Genomic DNA, 17,908 nt, shown 5'->3' with positions numbered 1-17,908 from the left:
CGCCGATCAGGCGCTCAGGGGTGAGCTGGCGGCCGCGATGTCGGCCACCACCGGCGGGCGCGCCAATGCACGTGACGCGGACTGCGAGAACTGCAGGTGCGCCAGCTGGTGCTGGGCCTGGGTGGCGATAGGGCAAGGCGCGATGCACGGACCCGCTTCAGCGCGTTCGGGCAGGGTGACAACACTCGACATGGTCTGGTTTTCTCGATGCATTCCAATACGCCCCACGGCTCCCCGCCGCGCGGAATGCGCACCCTATATCAAATCGTTTTCGAATGTGTGACGGCGCCTGCACTACCGGTCAGACGCGCCAAAATACTGGCGCTGGGTCGACGGCCACAGTTATCATGTAAGCGTTTACACACAAACTACGGACATGGACTCCAATACCTCTTCTTCTGCACCGCTCAGCCCGAAGTGGCAGTTCCGCTTCAACTTCTTCAGCCAGCATGGCGCCCCGAGTTCGCCGGCCTTCAAGGCCGCGTACAAGCAGCTGCCGTTCGGCGAGAAGATCAAGGTCAACTTCAACTTCTTCGCGCTGTTCTTCAGCTGGATCTACTTCCTGATCCTGGGCATGTGGCGCAAGGCCCTGACCATCCTGGGTCTGTCGATCGTGGTGATGGTGGTGGCTGCCTTCATGCCGAAGGCTGTCGGCAACGGCATCGCCATTGCGTGGTCGCTGCTGATCGCGCTGACCGCCAACTACTCCTACTACCTGGAAAAGGTGAAGGGCGACACCAGCTGGAACCCCTTCGCGGGCATGCGCTGGTAAGCACTGCCCTGACGCGTTGAATGAAAGCCCGGTCGCATGACCGGGCTTTTTTTTGGTTCTTCGCCCATAAGCGGGGCAAGAAGAAACGTGCTTTGACGCTTTCCAAGCGCAGCTGTCGGCGGGTCGGGCGCTGGGGCCCCCTGCCCTTTCCGGCGACGCCCCCGGCGTCGGCCTGCGGCCGCCACCTCCTCCTTTATTTCGCCTCCAAGGGCATGGGGCCCCAGCGCCCGACCCACCGACAGCGCCAGAAAAGCCTGGCTTCCCCTGCTTACCGCGAGCCGAGCCCCGTAGCAGCCGGTAGGCTCCTGGGCAAAATAAAGGAGGAGGCCGCCCCGCGGCCGGGGGACATTTGCACCAGGGGCCTACCGGCTGCTACGGGGCCCTCACGCTCGCGACCGGCCGATCGGAGACGCCAGCCGCGGCGCTTTGCACACCCGGCTACGCGCGCAGCCTCGTGCTCACGCTTCGACAGTTCTTGCAACAAGACGCTTCCCTCAGATGGAAGAAGAACCTTTTTTGGTTCTTCGTCCATTCGCCAGGGAAAATACGTGGCGTCCGTACCAACCAACGGTTGGTACCTACCGGTTTGGCGCGATGCGGTGCGCACCTCAGCCCAAGGTCAGGTGGCCGTGCCACAGCCCCCACACCGCCGCCAGCGACACCGCCAGCACGCACACCGCGATCACCCGCTCCACCGGGGTGAACACCGGCTGCCCGCGCTGCCGCTTGGCCTGCGCGAACATCAACATGCCCGGTGCATACAACAGCGCCGACAGCAGCACCTGCGTCACCCCGCCGGCATACACCAGCCATAGCGCGTACACCGTGGCCAGCACCGCAATCACCAGATCGCGTCGGCGCGGTGCCGAAGGGTCGGCGTACCCTTCACCACGCCAGGCCACCAGCACCCCGTAGGCGGCCGAGAACAGGTACGGCACCAGCGCCATCGATGCACCCAGCAGCACCAGACTGGTATAGGTGCTGGCACTGAACAGCGTGATCAACAGGAACAGCTGGATCAGCCCATTGGTCAGCCACAACGCGTTGGCCGGCACATCGTTGGCGTTCTGCCGGGCCAGGAAGGCCGGCATGGTGCCGTCGCCGGCAGCGGCGTGCAGCACTTCGGCACACAGCAGCACCCAGGCCAGCAACGCACCCAGCACCGACACGACCATGCCGATGATGATCAGGCGCGCGCCCCACGGGCCGACGATGGCCTCCAGCACGAACGCCATCGACGGATTGTGCAGGTGTGCCAGCTGCTGCTGGCCCAGCACCCCCATCGACAGCAGGTTGACCAGCATCAGCAGCGCCAGCACGCCCAGGAAGCCGATCACCGTGGCCCGGCCGACATCGGCGCGGCGTGCCGCCCGGCGCGAATAGATGCTGGCGCCTTCGATGCCGATGAACACCCACACGGTGATCAGCATCATCCCGCGCAGCTGCCCGCCAAGGCCACCCAGCGACAGCGTGCCCCAGAAGTCCGCGGTGAAAACCTCCAGCCGGAAGCCGACGGCGGCAATCACCACGAACACCACGATCGGCACCACCTTGGCCACCGTCACCACCGCGTTGATCAGCGCCGCCTGGCCGATCCCGCGCAGGACCATGGCGTGCATGGCCCACAGCAGAACCGACGCGCAGGCGATGGCCTGCCAGGTATTGCCCTCGCCGAAGGCCGGCACGAAGTAGCCCAGCCCGCTGAAGATCAGCACGAAGAAGCTGACGTTGCCCAGCAGCGAACAGATCCAGTAGCCCCATGCCGACGAGAAGCCGATGTAGTCGCCGAAGCCCGCCTTGGCATAGGCGTAGATGCCGGCGTCCAGCTGCGGCTTGCGATTGGCCAGGTTCTGGAACACGAACGCCAGCATCAACATGCCCAGGCCGCTGATGGTCCAGCCCAGCAGCGCCGCGCCAGGACCGGCGCTGCGGGCGATGTTCTGCGGCAGCGAGAAGATGCCCGCGCCCACCATCGAGCCCACCACCAGGGCGGTCAGTGCGGCCAGGCCAAGCCGGTTGGAGGTCGCAGTCATGCGCGCACCGACGACAACGCCGCGGGGTCACCAGTACATAGCGGGGAGCGTGCAGTGCGTGCCATCCAACGTCCTGTGCGTGGCAGGTGCAGGGGCACCTGCCGTGTTCCAGGCACAGTCTAGCCGAGCGCGCGGCGGGCTCCGCCGCGCGCCGGGATCAGAACGTCTGCCAGTCGTCGCCGGCCAGCGCCGGCGCACGCGGGGCGCCGCGTGCCGCGACGACGGCACGCTTGGCCGGTGGCGCCGCGTGCGGGCGGGACGCAGGGGCCGGGGAGGCACCGGCATCGATACGGAAGATCGCCACGGCGGTGCCCAGGTGCTGGGCCTGCTCTTCCATCGCACGGGCGGCCGCGGTGGCTTCTTCCACCAGCGCGGCGTTCTGCTGGGTGGTTTCGTCCATCTGGGTGATGGTCTGGTTGACCTGCTCGATGCCGGCCGACTGCTCCTTCGACGCCGCCGAGATCTCGGCCATGATGTCGTTGACGCGGCGCACGCCACTGACGATTTCCTGCATGGTGTCACCGGCGGTGCGCACCAGTGCCGAGCCCTGGGTGACCTGGCTGACCGAGTCGTCGATCAAGGTCTTGATCTCCTTGGCCGCACCGGCGGAACGCTGCGCCAGCGCGCGCACTTCGGAGGCCACCACCGCGAACCCGCGGCCCTGCTCACCGGCACGGGCGGCTTCAACGGCGGCGTTCAGCGCCAGGATATTGGTCTGGAAGGCGATGCCGTCGATCACCGAAATGATCTCGGCGATGCGCTTGGACGAGGCCTCGATGCCCGCCATGGTGGTGACCACCTGGCCCACCACCTGCCCGCCCTGCGACGCCACCTCGGCCGCGTTGGCCGCCAGCGCATTGGCCTGCACGGCGTGATCGGTGTTCTGGCGCACGGTGGAGGTCAGTTCCTCCATCGAGGCGGCGGTTTCTTCCAGGCTGGCCGCCTGCTGCTCGGTGCGGCGCGACAGGTCGCTGTTGCCCGAAGCAATCTCGCCGGCGGCCAGGTTGATGCTGGCCGTGGCCTGCTGGATGCGGCCCACGATGTCGGTCAGCTGGGTCACGGTGGTGTCGGCGTCGTCGCGCATCTGCGCGAACACGCCATGGAACTGCCCTTGCATGCGCGCGGTAAGGTCACCGGCGGCGATCGACCGCAGCAGCGCGGAAATCTGCTGCAGGTTGTCGTCGCTGACCTGCATCATGGTGTTGAGGTTTTCGACCATGCCGCGGAAGTCGTGGTCGAAGCGCACCACATCGCCACGCTGGCTGAAATCGCCCAGCGCGGCAGCACCGGCCAGGTCGCGGATCTGGGTGTTGATCGCGCGCAGGTTGGCCTTGGTGGTGTCCATCGCCTCGGTGAAGCGCGCCTGCTCGCCCGGCAGGCGGTCCATATCCTGGGACAGGTCGCCCACCGCGTACCGCTGCATCACTTCCACCAGGCGGCGGGTGACGGCGATGTTCGCGCCAACCAGCTGGTTGGTGTCGCCCACCATCTGCCCGTATTCGCCCGGGAAGGACTGGGCGTCCATGCGGTAGCTGAGCTCACCGGCTTCATGCCGCTGCGCCATTTCGCCCTGGGCGGCCATCACCGCACGCACCTGGCTGCGCATGCGCTGCATCGATTCGAGCAGGCGCCCCACTTCGTCGTTGCGCGGCGGCGGCAGCGCGGTATCCAGGCGGCCTTCGGCAACATCGGCCGACAGCCGTACCGCTTCGGCCAGCGGACGGATCGCCTGGCGGCGCAGCAGTACGTAGACGCTGGCGCTGAGCACCAGCGCCGCGCCCAGGCCCACGGCCAGGATGATCCACAGCAGCGAACGCGCCTGTGCGGTGATCAGGTCGTGCGGCACCACCACACCCAGGGCGAAGCGCTCCTGGCTGGTGCCGATGCGCAGCGGCACATACGCCTTCACGTTGCCGGCCGCGTCCACGCTGAAGTCTTCGTAGGGCTTGTCGGCGCCCACCGCGGCCAGGATCCGGCGGGTGGTGGCATCGTCGCGACGCTTGCCGATCTCCTTGGCATCCTGGGCAGCCAGGACGATGCCACCCGGGGAAATCAGTTCGACGTGGCCTTCGCCCATCGGGCGCAGCGCCGCCAGGCGCTCCTGCAGCGCGGCCAGGCCGAAGTCGACGGTGACCGCGCCGAGGAAGGTGTCCTTGTCCAGCACCGGGGTGGACAGGGTGGTCATCAGCACGGGCTTGCCGGCGATCTCGTAGCTGTACGGTTCGGCCACGGTCTGGCGCTTCAAGGAGCGCGGGCGCAGGTACCAGTCGCCATCACCGGGGACGTCGTAGCCCTTCAGCGGATCCTGCTTGGGCGTGCCGTCCTGCCAGGACCAGTAGCTCATGAAACGGCCCGTCGCGTCGTGTGCTTCCGCATCGACGAACTCGCTGTCCTTGCCATCGAAGGCCTGCGGCTCCCACAGCGTGCCCAGCCCCACCCACTCCGGATGCGAGCGCAGCTGCTGTTCGATCACGTGCGAGGCGGTGGCCCGGGTCAAGCCGCCGACCGCGTGCTGCACCACCAGGCTGTCGGCCAGCGCCTGGCTGGTGGAGAACGCGGCGGCCAGGTCGGCACCGACCCGGCGTGATTCGGCATTGGCCTCGCTCTGCATGGTCTGCCGCGAAGAGTCGATCAGCGCCTGGCTGGCTTCGCGGTAGCTGATGGCAGCGGTGATGCCGAAGCAGAGCATGGCGATCAGCGCGGTCCCCAGCATCAGCCGGTTGGCGATGCTTCCGGGGCGCTGGGAAGAGGTCGGGCGGGACGCAGGCATGGGGGCGGTTCCGGGAAAAGGGTCGGATCAGCGGTCGCCTGGGGGCGCCACTACGGCTTCGCGCAGTCCATTGCGGTCCGGGTGGCGCGGTGCAACTCACGGCCAGCCCTTGCCCCGATCGCAGACATCGGGGCATTGAGCTGGATAACGGCGCTGGCGCGCCGATGTTGAGGACCGTTTCCTGACCCCGTTCAGTGTTCGCCGGGGCGCGCGGCCGCGTGGCCGGTCGAACGCCCCACGCGCTCGACCAGGGTCTGGCTGGCCGCGTTGAGCCCGCGCACCTCCACCTCGGCGCCATGGGCGCGCAGCTTGTCCACCACCCGCTCCAGCGCCGCCACTGCGCTGAGGTCCCAGAAGTGCGCGTGGGTCAGGTCGATCACCACCCGCCCCGGCACCTGCTGCAGGTCGATACTGGCTGCGAACTGCCCGGCCGAGGCAAAGAACACCTGGCCGCTGACCGTGTACACGCGGGTGCCGTCGGCCAGCACCGTATCGCCCACCTGCAGCAGGCGCCCCACCTTGCGGGCGAAGAACAGCGCCGACAGCAACACCCCGGTCAGAACGCCCTTGGCCAGATCGTGGGTGGCCACGGTCACCACCACGGTGGCGATCATCACCACCGAGGAGCTCTTCGGGTGCTGGCGCAGCTCCTGGAAGGAGCGCCAATGGAACGTGCCGATGCTGACCATCACCATCACCGCCACCAGCGCTGCCATCGGAATCTGCCGCACCCACTCGGCGCCATATACCACCAGCAGCAACAGCAGCACGCCGGCCACCAGGCACGACAGCCGCCCGCGCCCGCCGGACGACACGTTGATCACCGACTGGCCGATCATCGCGCAGCCGCCCATGCCGCCGAACAACCCGGCGGTGATGTTGGCCAGGCCCTGTCCGGCGCACTCGCGGTTGCGCTGGCTGGGCGTGTCGGTCATGTCCTCCACGATCTGCGCGGTCATCATCGACTCCAGCAGGCCCACCACCGCCAGCGTGGCCGACACCGGCAGCAGCAGGCGCAGCGTGTCCCAGGTAAGCGGCACGTCGGGGAACAGGAACACCGGCAGGCTGTCGGGCAGCGCGCCCATGTCGCCCACGGTGCGCACATCCCAGTGCAGGCCGATCGACAGCGCGGTGAGCACCACGATCGCCACCAGCGGCGAAGGCACCGCGCGCGTCACCCGCGGCAGCAGGTAGATGATGGCAAGCCCGGCCGCGCAGACGGCCCACACGTGCCAGGAGCGCCCGATCAGTTCCGGCATCTGCGCCAGGAAGATCAGGATCGCCAGCGCGTTGACGAACCCGGTGATCACCGAGCGCGACACGAAGCGCATCAGCACGCCCAGCTTCAACGCCCCGGCCAGTACCTGCAGCAGCCCGGCCAGAATGGTGGCGGCGAGCAGGTATTGCAGGCCGTGGTCCTTGACCAGGTCCACCATCACCAGCGCCATCGCACCGGTGGCCGCCGAAATCATGCCCGGGCGGCCGCCGGCGATGGCGGTGACCACCGCGATGCAGAACGAGGCATACAGCCCCACCTTGGGGTCGACCCCGGCGATGATCGAAAACGCGATCGCCTCGGGGATCAGGGCCAGCGCGACCACGGTACCGGACAGCAGGTCACCGCGGATATTGCCGAGCCATTGCTGGCGCAGCGGGTAGGAAACAGACATGGGCAGACTCCGCGCACCGGCGATACGCACGGCGCGCTGTGTGATGAAGACAGGACACTCCCTGGAACCCGGCAGTGGCACGGGCGCGTGGTGAACGCGGTATCAGGGTGGGGTCATCACAATCCAGCGGGGCGGGCAAAGGCGGCGCGCAGGATAGCGCAGCGGTGGGGCCGGCTCAAACGCCGGTTGACCACCGCCGCGCGCCGCGCGCACGATGCCCGCTGATTCCTCGTGGCAGGTGGCAGGCATGTACGGCTTGATTGGCAGGATGTTGATCGCACCCGGGCAGCGCGACGCGGTCATCGCGATCCTGCAGGAAGGCACCGATGCCATGCCCGGTTGCCGCAGCTACGTGGTGGCCCGCGATCCCACCGATGCCGATGCGCTCTGGATCACCGAGGTGTGGGACAGCCAGGACCACCATCGCGCGTCGCTGGCACTGCCTGCGGTACAGGCCGCGATCGCCAGGGCCCGGCCGCACATCACCGGGTTCGGCGAACGCTTCGAGACCGAGCCGGTGGGGGGCGTGGGTCTTTAGAGCCCTAAGCCCGGCCGCAGCTCAGCGGGCAAACCGCCGGGCCCCGGCCACGCAGCTCACCGCACACACGGTGACCGCCAGCATCGTCCAGCTCACCTGTTCGTGCAGCAGCAGGGCGGCCAGGCCCAGCCCGAAGAACGGCTGCAACAACTGCAGCTGGCCCACCGCGGCGATGCCTCCCTGGGCCAGCCCGCGATACCAGAACATGAAGCCGACCAGCATGCTGAACACCGACACGTAGGCCAGGCTCCACCAGGCCGGCGCGCCGATGGTGGCCAACGTGGGCGGCCAGCGCACCCACATCAGCGGCACCATCAGCGGCAACGCCAGCAGCAGCGCCCAGCTGATCACCTGCCACCCACCCAGCGTGCGCGACAGCCGCGCCCCTTCGGCATAGCCCAGCCCGCATACCACCACCGCCGCCAGCATCAGCAGGTCGCCCTGCAACGACCCAGCACCGCCGCCGAGCAGCGCGTAGCCGGCAACCGAGGCACTGCCCAGCAGCGAGAACCCCCAGAACGCCGGGCGCAGCCGTTCGCCGCCGCGCAGCACGCCGAACACCGCCGTGCTCAGCGGCAGCAGGCCCAGGAACACGATCGAGTGCGCCGAGGACACATGCTGCAGGGCCAACGCGGTGAGCAGCGGGAACCCCACCACCACGCCCAGCGCCACCACCAGCAATGACGCCACCGCGGTGCGTGGCGGGCGCGGTTGGCGCAGCGCCAGCAGCATCGCCGCGGCGATCAGGGCGGCGATGCTCGCGCGCGCGGCGGTCAGCAAGGTCGGATCGATGTCGGCGACCGCCACGCGCGTGGCGGGCAGTGAGCCGGCGAAGATCAGTACGCCGATGAATCCGTTGATCCAGCCCCGGGTGGTGGTATCCATTCTGGTGTTCCTGAGAGTGGCCACCAGTGGACTACGCGGCGCCTGCCGCCCCCAGACACAGTCCAGTACACTTTCACTGAACTGTTATGCCCACACCCCCAGTACGGACCCCGTGGCATGGATCTTCCCCCTACCCGCATCGCCGCCGTGATGGCCAGCGTGCGCGCCCGCATCAACGCCCGCAGCTACGTGCCGGGCATGCGCCTGCCGTCGGTGCGCGCCCAGGCCAAGGCCCTGCAGGTGTCTGTGTCCACGGTGGTGGAAGCGTACGCACGGCTGGTGGCCGAAGGCGTCATCAGTTCACGCCCCGGCGCAGGATTCCACGTCAACGGACCGGTGGCACCGCTGGCGCTGAGCGGCATCGACCCGCCCCGCGACCGCCAGGTCGACCCGCTCTGGCTGGCCCGGCAATCGCTGGAACACGATGCGCGCGTGCTCAAGCCCGGCTGCGGTTGGTTGCCCGAAGACTGGATGTACGTCGAGGGCATTCGCCGTGGCCTGCGCAGCGCGGCCCGCGCATCGGCCACGTCCCTGGCCGACTACGCCAGCCCGTTGGGCCTGCCGCCACTGCGCCAGCTGCTGGCACGGCGGCTGGCCGGCCAGGGGGTGGACGCAGCACCGGAGCAGATCCTGCTGGCCGAGTCGGGCTCGCATGCCATCGACCTGATCTGCCGCTTCCTGCTGCAGCCCGGCGACACCGTGCTGGTCGATGACCCCTGCTATTTCAATTTCCTGGCCCTGCTCAAGGCCCACCGGGTGCAGGTGGTGGGCATTCCGTACACGCCCAACGGGCCCGACGTGGGGGTGTTCGGTGCGGCGCTGCAGGCGCATTCGCCGCGGCTGTACATCACCAATTCGGGCCTGCACAACCCGACCGGGGCGGTGCTCTCGCCGGTGACCGCACACCGCCTGCTGACGTTGGCCGAAGGCAGCGACCTGGTGATCGTCGAAGACGACCTGTTTGCGGATTTCGAACACAGCCCCGCGCCGCGGCTGGCCGCCTTCGACGGGTTGTCGCGGGTGATCCAGATCGGCAGCTTTTCCAAGACGCTGTCTGCCGCGGTGCGATGCGGTTTCATCGCCGCACGACCGGAGTGGATCGACGCCCTTGCCGACCTGAAGATCGCCACCAGTTTCGGCGGCGGTCGCCTGGCCGCCGACATCCTGCTCACCGCACTCACCGACAGCGGCTACCGCCGCCACGTGGAGACCGTGCGCACGCGCCTGGCCGCCGCGCGCGACGTCACCCTGGACCGCCTTGCCACGCTCGGCATCCAGCCCTGGATCGTGCCGCAGGCGGGCATGTTGCTGTGGTGCCGTTTGCCCGATGGCCTGGACGCTGCAGCCATCGCGCAGCGCAGCCTGGCCGACGGCGTGGTGCTGGCGCCCGGCAATGCGTTCAGCCCGTCGCTGGGTGCGACCGGCTTCCTGCGTTTCAATGCCGCGCAGGCACAGGACACGCGTGTGTTCGAGGTGCTGGCGCGGGCCATGCGGGGGTGATCCATCGTGAACGCTTCATGCTTGCGCGCCGCAATGCGCTGCACTTCACGGGCGTTGCGCACGCCGCGCGGGATAGTAGCTGCAAGGCAGGGGACGACAGGCGCAGTGCATGTGGGACAGAAGCGACGATAGTGATCGGGTGGCGTTGATCGAAGCCCTGAACGTGATGGACCCCGCGCTGGGGAAATCACTGGACCCGATCACCGAGCTTGCGGCCTTCACCTTCGGCGTTCCAATCGCGCTGATCTCCATTATCGATGCCGACAGCCAGCGCTTCATTTCGCGCGTCGGGCTGGCGCTGGATCGCACCGACCGGCATGCCTCGGTGTGCGCCTGGGCGATCCAGTCCGACCAGGTGATGCAGGTGGCCGACCTGCGCGAAGATCCGCGCTTTGCCACCCACCCGTTGGTTACCGGGCCAGAGCAGCTGCGCTTCTATGCCGGCGCACCGCTGGTGACCAAGGCCGGGCTGGCGCTGGGTACGCTCTGCCTGATGGACCGTGCGCCGCGGGTGCTGTCGCCCCTGGAAACCCAGCAACTGCAGACCCTCGCGCGCGTGGTGATGGCGCAGATGGAACTGAAGGTGTCGATGGGCCGTCGCGAGCAGGTCACCGGGCTGCCCAACCGCCAGCAGTTCCAGGCCGATCTGGACCTGCTGACGCGGCGCGGCGACGGCGGACGCTTCACCGCTGTGATGCTGGATGTGTTCGACGTGCACAGCGCCAACGACGCCGGCCAGGCGTTGGGCATGAAGCCGGTGGAAACCCTGTTGCGGCAGGCCGCCCTGCGCGTGCAGCACGTATTGCAGGACCAGGCGGCGGCCTACCACGTGGGCGTGAGCCGCTTCGCGTTCGTGCTCAGCGGCCAGGACCACGCGCAGGTGGACGCGCTGCTCGACCGCCTGCGTGAGCGCCTGCGGCGGCCGTTGCTGGCCGGCAGCATTCCGATGTCGCCGCAGTTCCATGCCGGCGTCTGCGATTTCCAGGCCACGCCGGTGGACACCGGCGATGTGATCCGCAAATGCCTGGTGGCAATGAACCACGCCATCCAGACCGATGCGGGCCGCTGCTGGTATTCGGCAGACCGCGATACGCGCCTGCGCCGCCGCTACCGGCTGGCCTCCGACGCGGCGCGCGGCCTGGCGCAGCATCAATTCAACCTGGTCTACCAACCCCGCTTCGCGCTGTGCGACGGCCTGCCGGTCGCTGCCGAAGCGCTGCTGCGCTGGGTGCACCCGATGCTGGGGCCGGTAGGGCCGGGCGAGTTCATCCCCGTGCTGGAGCGCACCGCGCTGATGCCGGCGATGAGCCGCTGGGTGGTGGACCATGCCCTGGCCCAGCTGGCGCGCTGGCAACACTCGTTGCCCGGCTTCTGCCTGTCATTGAACCTGTCGGCGCGTGACTTCGATGATGCCGGCCTGTGGGACATGCTGTCCTCGCAGCTGGCCGCACACCACGTGCCGGCGTCGTTGCTGGAAGTGGAAATCACCGAAGGCGAATGGCTGCAGGGCCACCCGTCGGCGCTGCCGCAACTGCGCGCGATGGCCGCGGCCGGCATCCGCATCGCCATCGACGACTTCGGCAGCGGCTACAGCAACTTCAGTTACCTCAGCGAACTGCCCATTTCGCTGATCAAGATCGATCGCAGCCTGGTCACCGGCATGGCCCAGTCACGCACCGCGCGGCTGAAAGTGGAGGCGATCATCAAGCTTGCGCGGCAACTGGGCTACCGCACGGTGGCCGAAGGCGTGGAGAACGAGGCGGAGCTGTCGCTGCTGCGCCTGTGGGGATGCGACGAAGCACAGGGGTACCACCTGGCCCGGCCGATGCTGGCCGAGGCGGTCGCCCACCTGGTAGCCGCCTGCCGCGCTGGATCGCCTGCCGACGAAGCCGGCTAGCGCCGCCACGCGCTGGGTGCCTGGCCCACCACCCGCCGGAACGCGGCGGCGAACTTGCCCGGGTTGGCGTAGCCCACCGCCAAGGCAATGACGGTCACCGGCTGCCCGGCCTGCAGCATCTGCTTGGCCGCTTCCATGCGACGCCAGGTGAGGTAGGCGTAGGGCGTCATGCCACTGGCCCGGGTGAAGCCACGGCTGAAGCCGCTTGCATCCCGCGCCACTTCGCGGGCCATGCGGGCCACGCTGATGTCCTCGCCCAGGTGATGTTCGATGAACGCCTGCACGCGCGCCATCTCCGCGCGGGGCAACGGCCGTGCCGGTGGGCGACGCGCGGGCAACGGCGCGCCGACACTGGCCAGCCGGCGCAGCACGATGTCCACCCCATGATCGAAAAATGCCGTCGAACAGGCGTTCGCCTCGGCGCACTGCCACAACGCATGCAGCACTGCGGCCACCACCGGGTCGGCATGCAGGCGTGCGGCGGCGTGCTCAAGGCCGGCCATCAACGGCGCGGCAGCGTCGGGCCTGAAACGCGGCAGGTCCACCACCAGCCCAAGCAGGTTCAGCGCCGGGCTGCGGTACTCGCCGGGGCAGCCCGGCAAGGCCACGTTGGTGTCGCCCACCCGCCAGCGACCGTCGATGGTTCCCAGCGCGGTGCGCTGGTGGAGCAGGCCACCCCCACCCACCAGCAGCCCGATGCGGACGCCGCTGCCCTCTCCCATGCGTCCCTCGGCAGCGGCAAAGGGCTGGCGGACCAGCAGGACGCTGCCGTCGGCGTTGCGGATACACGCGTCCGGCCGCAGCCCGCCGTCGTCCTCGAGAAGGCGCGGGGGAATGGGTTCGGCGGCAGCGCGCAACGACGACATCGGCAGGGGATCCGGTTCTGGAGCAGTCCGCGCAGGAATGGAGCGGCGGCGACCAATTGTTACACCATAACATTGCCGGATCATTCGCATCGCGGTGCCCGTCACCGCCATCCAGGGGTTCTGTGTGAAGCACGCCGTACTTGCCGCCGCCCTCGCTGCGGCACTCCCGTCCCTGCAGGCCAGCCCTGCCCACGCGCAGGACGCGCCCACCATCGCCAGGGCCACCGAGCTGGACGGCATCGTGGTCACCGGCAGCAAGCGCGATACGCCGTACCTGCGCAGTGACATCTCGGTAACCGTGCTGGACCGCGACGCCCTGCAGCAGGCCAACGTCACCGAGTTCCGCGACCTGGACAAGCTCGCCCCCAACGTGAAGTTCAACGTGATGGGCCAGCTCAGCGACATGTTCATTTCCATCCGCGGCATCGAGTCCAATCCGTTCCTGGTCAACCGGGCCTCGGTCTACATCGACGGCATCCCGTTCCGCGAACTCAGCAACGCGGTGCTCAACCACGTCGAGTCCGTCGAGATTCTGCGCGGGCCGCAAGGCACGCTGTACGGTGCCAACAGCGAATCGGGGCTGGTGCTGGTGCGCACGCGCGCGCCGTCGGCCACTACCGAAGGCGAGGTCAACCTGCGTGCCACCCACTTCGGCAATGGCCACGGCACCAGCGTGGATGGCTTTCTGGGCGGTGCACTGGGCAGCAGCAACCGCCTGTTCGGCTCGCTGGCGTTCATGGCCTCCGACGAGGACAGCCACCTGAAGAACCTCACCCCGTTCGACGGCATCCCAGGCAAGGTCAAGGAGACCTACCTGCAGGGCAAGCTGCGCTGGGAACCCACCGACACGCTGTCCATCAACGCCATCGCCTACCACCTGGGCACGCGCGCGCCGGGGATGTTCGAATACGAATACCTGCCGCTGGACGTGGGCCTGTACAACCAACGCTACGCCGACCTGTACAACGGCGGCCGCCACGCCGGCGACTTCACCTACATCAACGACGCGCCCAAGCGCACCAGCAAGACCGAGAACGTGGCCGGTGCCAGCGCGCAGTGGCAGCTGGCGCGCGGCACGGTGGACGCGGCGGTGTCCTACCGCGAGCAGCGCGACACGTCCGGCGGCTACGACTTCGACATGACCAACACCCCGGCGCTGGCCGGCCGCATCCACGACGCCCAGCGCAACTGGAATGGCGAACTGCGCTTCAGCTCGCTCGATGACCAGCCGTTGACCTGGATCGGCGGCGTGTCCACCTACCGGGTGAACAAGGATTCGGTGCTGGGCACGCGGGTCGGGCCCCCGCCGCGCGGGCTGGAAAGCTACGTGCTGGCGCCGCTGCAGGGGTCGGACGGGCAGGACTACAGCGTGTTCGGCACGCTCAGCTATACCCCGCCGGCCCTGCCAAAACTTACCGCCAGTCTTGGCCTGCGCTACGAACAAGCCAGACGTTCCACCCGCCAAAGCGCGGGCGAACTGGACCTGGGCCCGGGCGGATTGGTGTTCTACCGCGACGCCGAACTGTCGCATACCTTCACCGCCACCCTGCCCCGCGTGTCGCTGCGCTATGACGCCTCGGACACGCTGTCGTTCTACGCGGCCTCGGCCAAGGGCTACATCCCCGGCGGCTTCAACCTGGCCGCCGCGCAGAACGACGTGGTCAACGACAAGGTGCTGCGCTACGAATCGGAAATGATGTGGAGCCATGAGGCAGGCTTCAAGATGAACGTGCTGGGCGGGCGCGGGCACATCGGCGGTGCGGTGTTCCAGATCGCGTCCAACAACTGGCAGGAAATCCAGTTGGCCACCGATGCCAACGGTCGCCCGATCTCGTCGGACTACGTGGGCTCGGATGCGTCCATCCGCTCGCGCGGGGTGGAACTGGAAGGCGTGCTGCAGCCCCTGCGCGGGCTGACGCTGACCGCCAACGCCGGCTACGTGGATGCGCAGTACCGCAAACTGCTGGTGGGCGACAACCAGAGCCTGGCCGGCAACAAGGTCAAGCTCACCCCGCAGTACACCGCTTACCTCGCCGCGCGTTACCAGCACCGCTCCGGCGTGTTCGCGCGGGTGGAATCGGCGTTCAACGGGCGCATGGCGCTGGACGAGCGCAACCGCGCGTTCCAACCGGCCGTGGCCATCATCGGGGTGCAACTGGGCTACGAGACCGGACCGTGGACCACGCGCGTGTACGTCGACAACCTCACCAACAAGCGCCGCATCAACGGACTCATCTTCGACAACCTGGCCTTCGGCCGCGACGGCAATGTCTACGGACCGGTGGACCGGCCGCGGATCATCGGTGCAGAGGTGGGCTATCGGTTCTGAATGCACCACGCGGAGAAGCGGCGGCCCGCGTGGCAGCAGCGCGGGAATTCACCGCACCTTGATCGGCTCCGGCAGTACCCTCAAGGTGCATCGTCGAGGAACCAAGTGGATGCCCAACACAGGCCTGTTCTACCTGCTGGACGTGATCGGTGATGCCAGCCAGGAGGATCCGCAGGCGCTGAACCGATTGGCGTTCGTGCGTGCGCAATGTCTGCACTGCCACGCCATCCTCAGCCTGTCCGGCCCGCCGGGCCTGGTCAACGTGGCCCATGGTGCGGCCGTGCTCACCTGCGACCGGTGCACCAACCGCCAAGCCATTTCCGGCGCGCGCTTCGCCGACTTTGTGCGGCGCGTGCAACATGGCCTGATACCCGCCGCAGCGGAGATCGCCCAGGCGTTGGACACGGGCGTGGATGCCGCGCACCTGCAGCGCCCCACCTAGGCGCCTACGTACCGCTGGCACCATGCACACCACGGGGCGCTCACGGCGGCCCGGATCTCACGCGCGCAGCGCCCGCGGGAACCCCAGGGTGAAGCGGGCACCCTCGCCCGGTACCGAGTCGATCTCGACGAATCCGTCGGCCTGGCGCACCGCGCCGCGAATCTGGGCCAACCCCAGGCCGGTGCCCGTGCCGGCCGGCTTGGTCGTGAAGTAGGCTTCGAACAGGCGCTTGCGCACCTCCGGCGCGATGCCCGGCCCGTCGTCCTGCACGCTCAACACGATGTACGCGCCCGGCGCATGCGGCTCGTCCACGGGCACCTCATCCACCTGCCGCTCGCCCAGTATCAGGGTGACCTCGCCGCGCTCGCCACAGGCATCGCGCGCGTTGATGACCAGGTTCATCACCGCCCGTTCCAGGCTGTGCGGGTCTGCCTGGACCAGTGCATGTGAGACCTGCGGGTGGTAGGCCAGCGCAATGTGGGCGCCGGCGGCCTGCTGCAGCAGCGGCAACAGCTCCTCCATCATCCGCGCCACGTCCACCAATTGCGGCCGATAAGGGTGGTGGCGGGCGAACCCCAGCAACCGCTGCGACATCGCCGCGCCCTGCTGCACCGCCCGGTCGGCCATCTGCAGCAGGCTGGCATCACGCTCCACCAGCTCCCCGTGCGTGCGCACCATCTCGATAGCCGTACCGGCCACGTGCAGCACGTTGTTGAGGTCGTGCACCGTGCCGGCCAGCAACTGCCCGACCGCGTCGCCCTTCTGTGCCTGCGCGGCCACGGTCTCGGCCACGCGCTGGGCAACCCGTGCGATGTCCAGCTCCCCCTGCAGCTCACTGCTGCGCTGCTGGGCGGTGGCCAACTGTTCGTTGAGCTCCTCGGTGAACACCGTCCCCACCATCGACGGGGCGTGGTCGCGCAACGCGGCGGTGAGGGTGCGCAGCGCGGCCTCGGCGCGATGCCGGGCGGTGACATCGCGGTTGACCGCGAGCAGCCCGCGCACCGCGCCCTGCGCGTCGCGCAGCGGGCTGGTGGACACCAGCCAGAACCGGTGCTCGCCGGCGGGCGTCAGGCATTGGGCCTCGAACTGGCGGCGCTCGCCGCGCGCGGCAGCGGCCAGGGCATCGGCCACCTTGTGACCCTCCTCGGGCGGCCACAGCGACGCCCACGGCGCGCCGATCACATGCTCGGCATTCTCCGCCGCCACCCGGGCCAGCCCGTGGGCGTTGACGAACCTGACCGTGCCGTCCAGTGAGACTTCCTTGATGGAGTCCAGGGACAGTTCGACGATCTGGTGAAAAACATCATCCATCTGGGGGATGGTCATGGACGCGGCGCTCGACGATAGGGGGCCATTCTGCACCCATCCGGGGCGCGCCGCGCTGGGCCGTCGGTGGCCGGGGCACGGGTGCCGCCCCACCGGGCCCCAACGGCCCGCCACGGGAACGCACGTGGGCGCCACCAGATGTGCCATGCTCCGCCCCACAACCACCGGAGAACACTGCAATGGCCAAGGGTATGGACAAGCAGAAAGAGCAGAAGAAGAAGCCTGCCAAGACTGCCAAGGAAAAGAAGGCAGAGAAGAATGAAAAGAAGAGCGCACGCGGTTTCGCGCCGACCTGATTCTTTGGGAAAACAGCGGGCGCCATGGGTGGGGCAGTGCGTCTGCAACGTGCACTGACCGGCCCTGGCGCCCGCTTCCGTCTGGTCGCCTGGACGGGCGCAGTGCCCCCGGCAGGCGGTGCTTACGGCAACAGCGCAACGATCAGCTTCGGCAGGTAGAGCATCGCGGCTACCACGGCCGCCAGGATCAGGAACGTCTTCAGGGTCAATGGCCGGCGCCGCGGGTTCGCGAAATGCAGCTGCAGGTCAAGCAGCTCCGCGTCCAGCGTGCGTTGCTCGTCTGCAGTCCGCGCAGATGTATCTCCGGCCTGCTTTTCAAGCAAGCGGTAGCGCGCCATCAATGCACGGGCCGGTGTTCTGCGCAGGATCTGCGCCCGTATCGCGACCAGACGCTCCGCCTGGGGCATCAGTGCCGGCGCGAACTGCTCGGCCGGTGCCTGCCGGGCCGCAAGGCGTGCAGCATGGGCCGCCATCTCCGCCTGAAGGACGTCGTGCTCGATGCGAAGCTCGGCCAGGGATTTCCTGCGCAGGTTCATTGCCTGTTCCCGTTATCGGCGCTGCAGCCCACTTGCCTCACCACTGAC

At 68.3% G+C, this 17,908-nt stretch carries 14 protein-coding genes; 6 read left to right on the top strand and 8 right to left on the bottom strand.

Going from position 1 to position 17,908, the window contains the following annotated elements; all coding sequences use genetic code 11:
• Positions 1-6 precede the first annotated feature (6 nt).
• Positions 7-192: a hypothetical protein gene (locus DX03_RS20350; protein ID WP_185753449.1), complete on the bottom strand. Its 186-nt coding sequence runs from the start codon at positions 190-192 to the stop codon at positions 7-9.
• Positions 193-376: 184 nt separating this feature from the next.
• Here DX03_RS20350 and DX03_RS02465 point away from each other — a divergent pair, with 184 nt between their 5' ends.
• Positions 377-772 carry a DUF2628 domain-containing protein gene (locus DX03_RS02465; protein WP_038686060.1) on the top strand — a complete coding sequence of 132 codons (396 nt, stop codon included), beginning with the start codon at positions 377-379 and terminating at the stop codon, positions 770-772.
• A gap of 608 nt (positions 773-1,380) precedes the next feature.
• On the opposite strand, the gene arcD is transcribed toward DX03_RS02465, so the two are convergent.
• The 3 genes from arcD to DX03_RS02450 form a co-directional block, all read right to left on the bottom strand.
• A complete protein-coding gene (gene arcD, locus DX03_RS02460) occupies positions 1,381-2,805 on the bottom strand; it encodes an arginine-ornithine antiporter (RefSeq protein ID WP_038686058.1) in 1,425 nt (474 codons plus the stop codon).
• 157 nt (positions 2,806-2,962) lie between these two features.
• Positions 2,963-5,575 carry a methyl-accepting chemotaxis protein gene (locus DX03_RS21465; RefSeq protein ID WP_038686056.1) on the bottom strand — a complete coding sequence of 871 codons (2,613 nt, stop codon included), beginning with the start codon at positions 5,573-5,575 and terminating at the stop codon, positions 2,963-2,965.
• Positions 5,576-5,766: 191 nt separating this feature from the next.
• Positions 5,767-7,245, bottom strand: a complete 1,479-nt coding sequence (locus tag DX03_RS02450; protein WP_038686054.1) for a SulP family inorganic anion transporter — start codon at positions 7,243-7,245, stop codon at positions 5,767-5,769.
• A gap of 214 nt (positions 7,246-7,459) precedes the next feature.
• Here DX03_RS02450 and DX03_RS02445 point away from each other — a divergent pair, with 214 nt between their 5' ends.
• Entirely contained in the window at positions 7,460-7,783 is a 324-nt protein-coding gene (locus tag DX03_RS02445) for a putative quinol monooxygenase (protein ID WP_342342000.1), read from the top strand.
• A gap of 21 nt (positions 7,784-7,804) precedes the next feature.
• Here DX03_RS02445 and DX03_RS02440 read toward each other — a convergent pair whose 3' ends face one another.
• The gene (locus DX03_RS02440; protein WP_038686052.1) at positions 7,805-8,668 is read right to left on the bottom strand and encodes a DMT family transporter; all 864 of its coding nucleotides are present in this window, start codon (positions 8,666-8,668) and stop codon (positions 7,805-7,807) included.
• A 117-nt stretch (positions 8,669-8,785) separates the two neighbouring features.
• Between DX03_RS02440 and DX03_RS02435 the strand changes: the two genes are divergently transcribed.
• Together DX03_RS02435 and DX03_RS02430 are read left to right on the top strand one after the other, a co-directional pair.
• On the top strand, positions 8,786-10,168 hold the full coding sequence (locus DX03_RS02435; RefSeq protein ID WP_038686050.1) for an aminotransferase-like domain-containing protein: 1,383 nt from the start codon (positions 8,786-8,788) through the stop codon (positions 10,166-10,168).
• A gap of 109 nt (positions 10,169-10,277) precedes the next feature.
• Entirely contained in the window at positions 10,278-12,065 is a 1,788-nt protein-coding gene (locus tag DX03_RS02430; RefSeq protein WP_244880168.1) for a bifunctional diguanylate cyclase/phosphodiesterase, read from the top strand.
• Here DX03_RS02430 and DX03_RS02425 read toward each other — a convergent pair.
• Positions 12,062-12,931 carry a helix-turn-helix transcriptional regulator gene (locus tag DX03_RS02425; RefSeq protein ID WP_051598718.1) on the bottom strand — a complete coding sequence of 290 codons (870 nt, stop codon included), beginning with the start codon at positions 12,929-12,931 and terminating at the stop codon, positions 12,062-12,064. The genes DX03_RS02430 and DX03_RS02425 overlap by 4 nt on opposite strands.
• A gap of 124 nt (positions 12,932-13,055) precedes the next feature.
• Here DX03_RS02425 and DX03_RS02420 point away from each other — a divergent pair, with 124 nt between their 5' ends.
• Together DX03_RS02420 and DX03_RS02415 are read left to right on the top strand one after the other, a co-directional pair.
• A complete protein-coding gene (locus DX03_RS02420; RefSeq protein WP_038691777.1) occupies positions 13,056-15,260 on the top strand; it encodes a TonB-dependent receptor in 2,205 nt (734 codons plus the stop codon).
• A 109-nt stretch (positions 15,261-15,369) separates the two neighbouring features.
• Positions 15,370-15,702 carry a hypothetical protein gene (locus tag DX03_RS02415; protein ID WP_038686048.1) on the top strand — a complete coding sequence of 111 codons (333 nt, stop codon included), beginning with the start codon at positions 15,370-15,372 and terminating at the stop codon, positions 15,700-15,702.
• 57 nt (positions 15,703-15,759) lie between these two features.
• Here DX03_RS02415 and DX03_RS02410 read toward each other — a convergent pair whose 3' ends face one another.
• Together DX03_RS02410 and DX03_RS02405 are read right to left on the bottom strand one after the other, a co-directional pair.
• Entirely contained in the window at positions 15,760-17,028 is a 1,269-nt protein-coding gene (locus DX03_RS02410; RefSeq protein WP_185753448.1) for a two-component system sensor histidine kinase NtrB, read from the bottom strand.
• A gap of 418 nt (positions 17,029-17,446) precedes the next feature.
• Positions 17,447-17,860, bottom strand: coding sequence for a hypothetical protein (locus tag DX03_RS02405; protein ID WP_038686046.1), 414 nt, complete (start codon positions 17,858-17,860; stop codon positions 17,447-17,449).
• Positions 17,861-17,908 lie beyond the last annotated feature (48 nt).

Source organism: Stenotrophomonas rhizophila (genome assembly GCF_000661955.1).
GTDB classification, from domain to species: Bacteria; Pseudomonadota; Gammaproteobacteria; order Xanthomonadales; family Xanthomonadaceae; genus Stenotrophomonas; species Stenotrophomonas rhizophila.
Note: the sequence above shows the minus strand (reverse complement) of the source record. Positions and strands in the feature narration are given on the sequence as shown.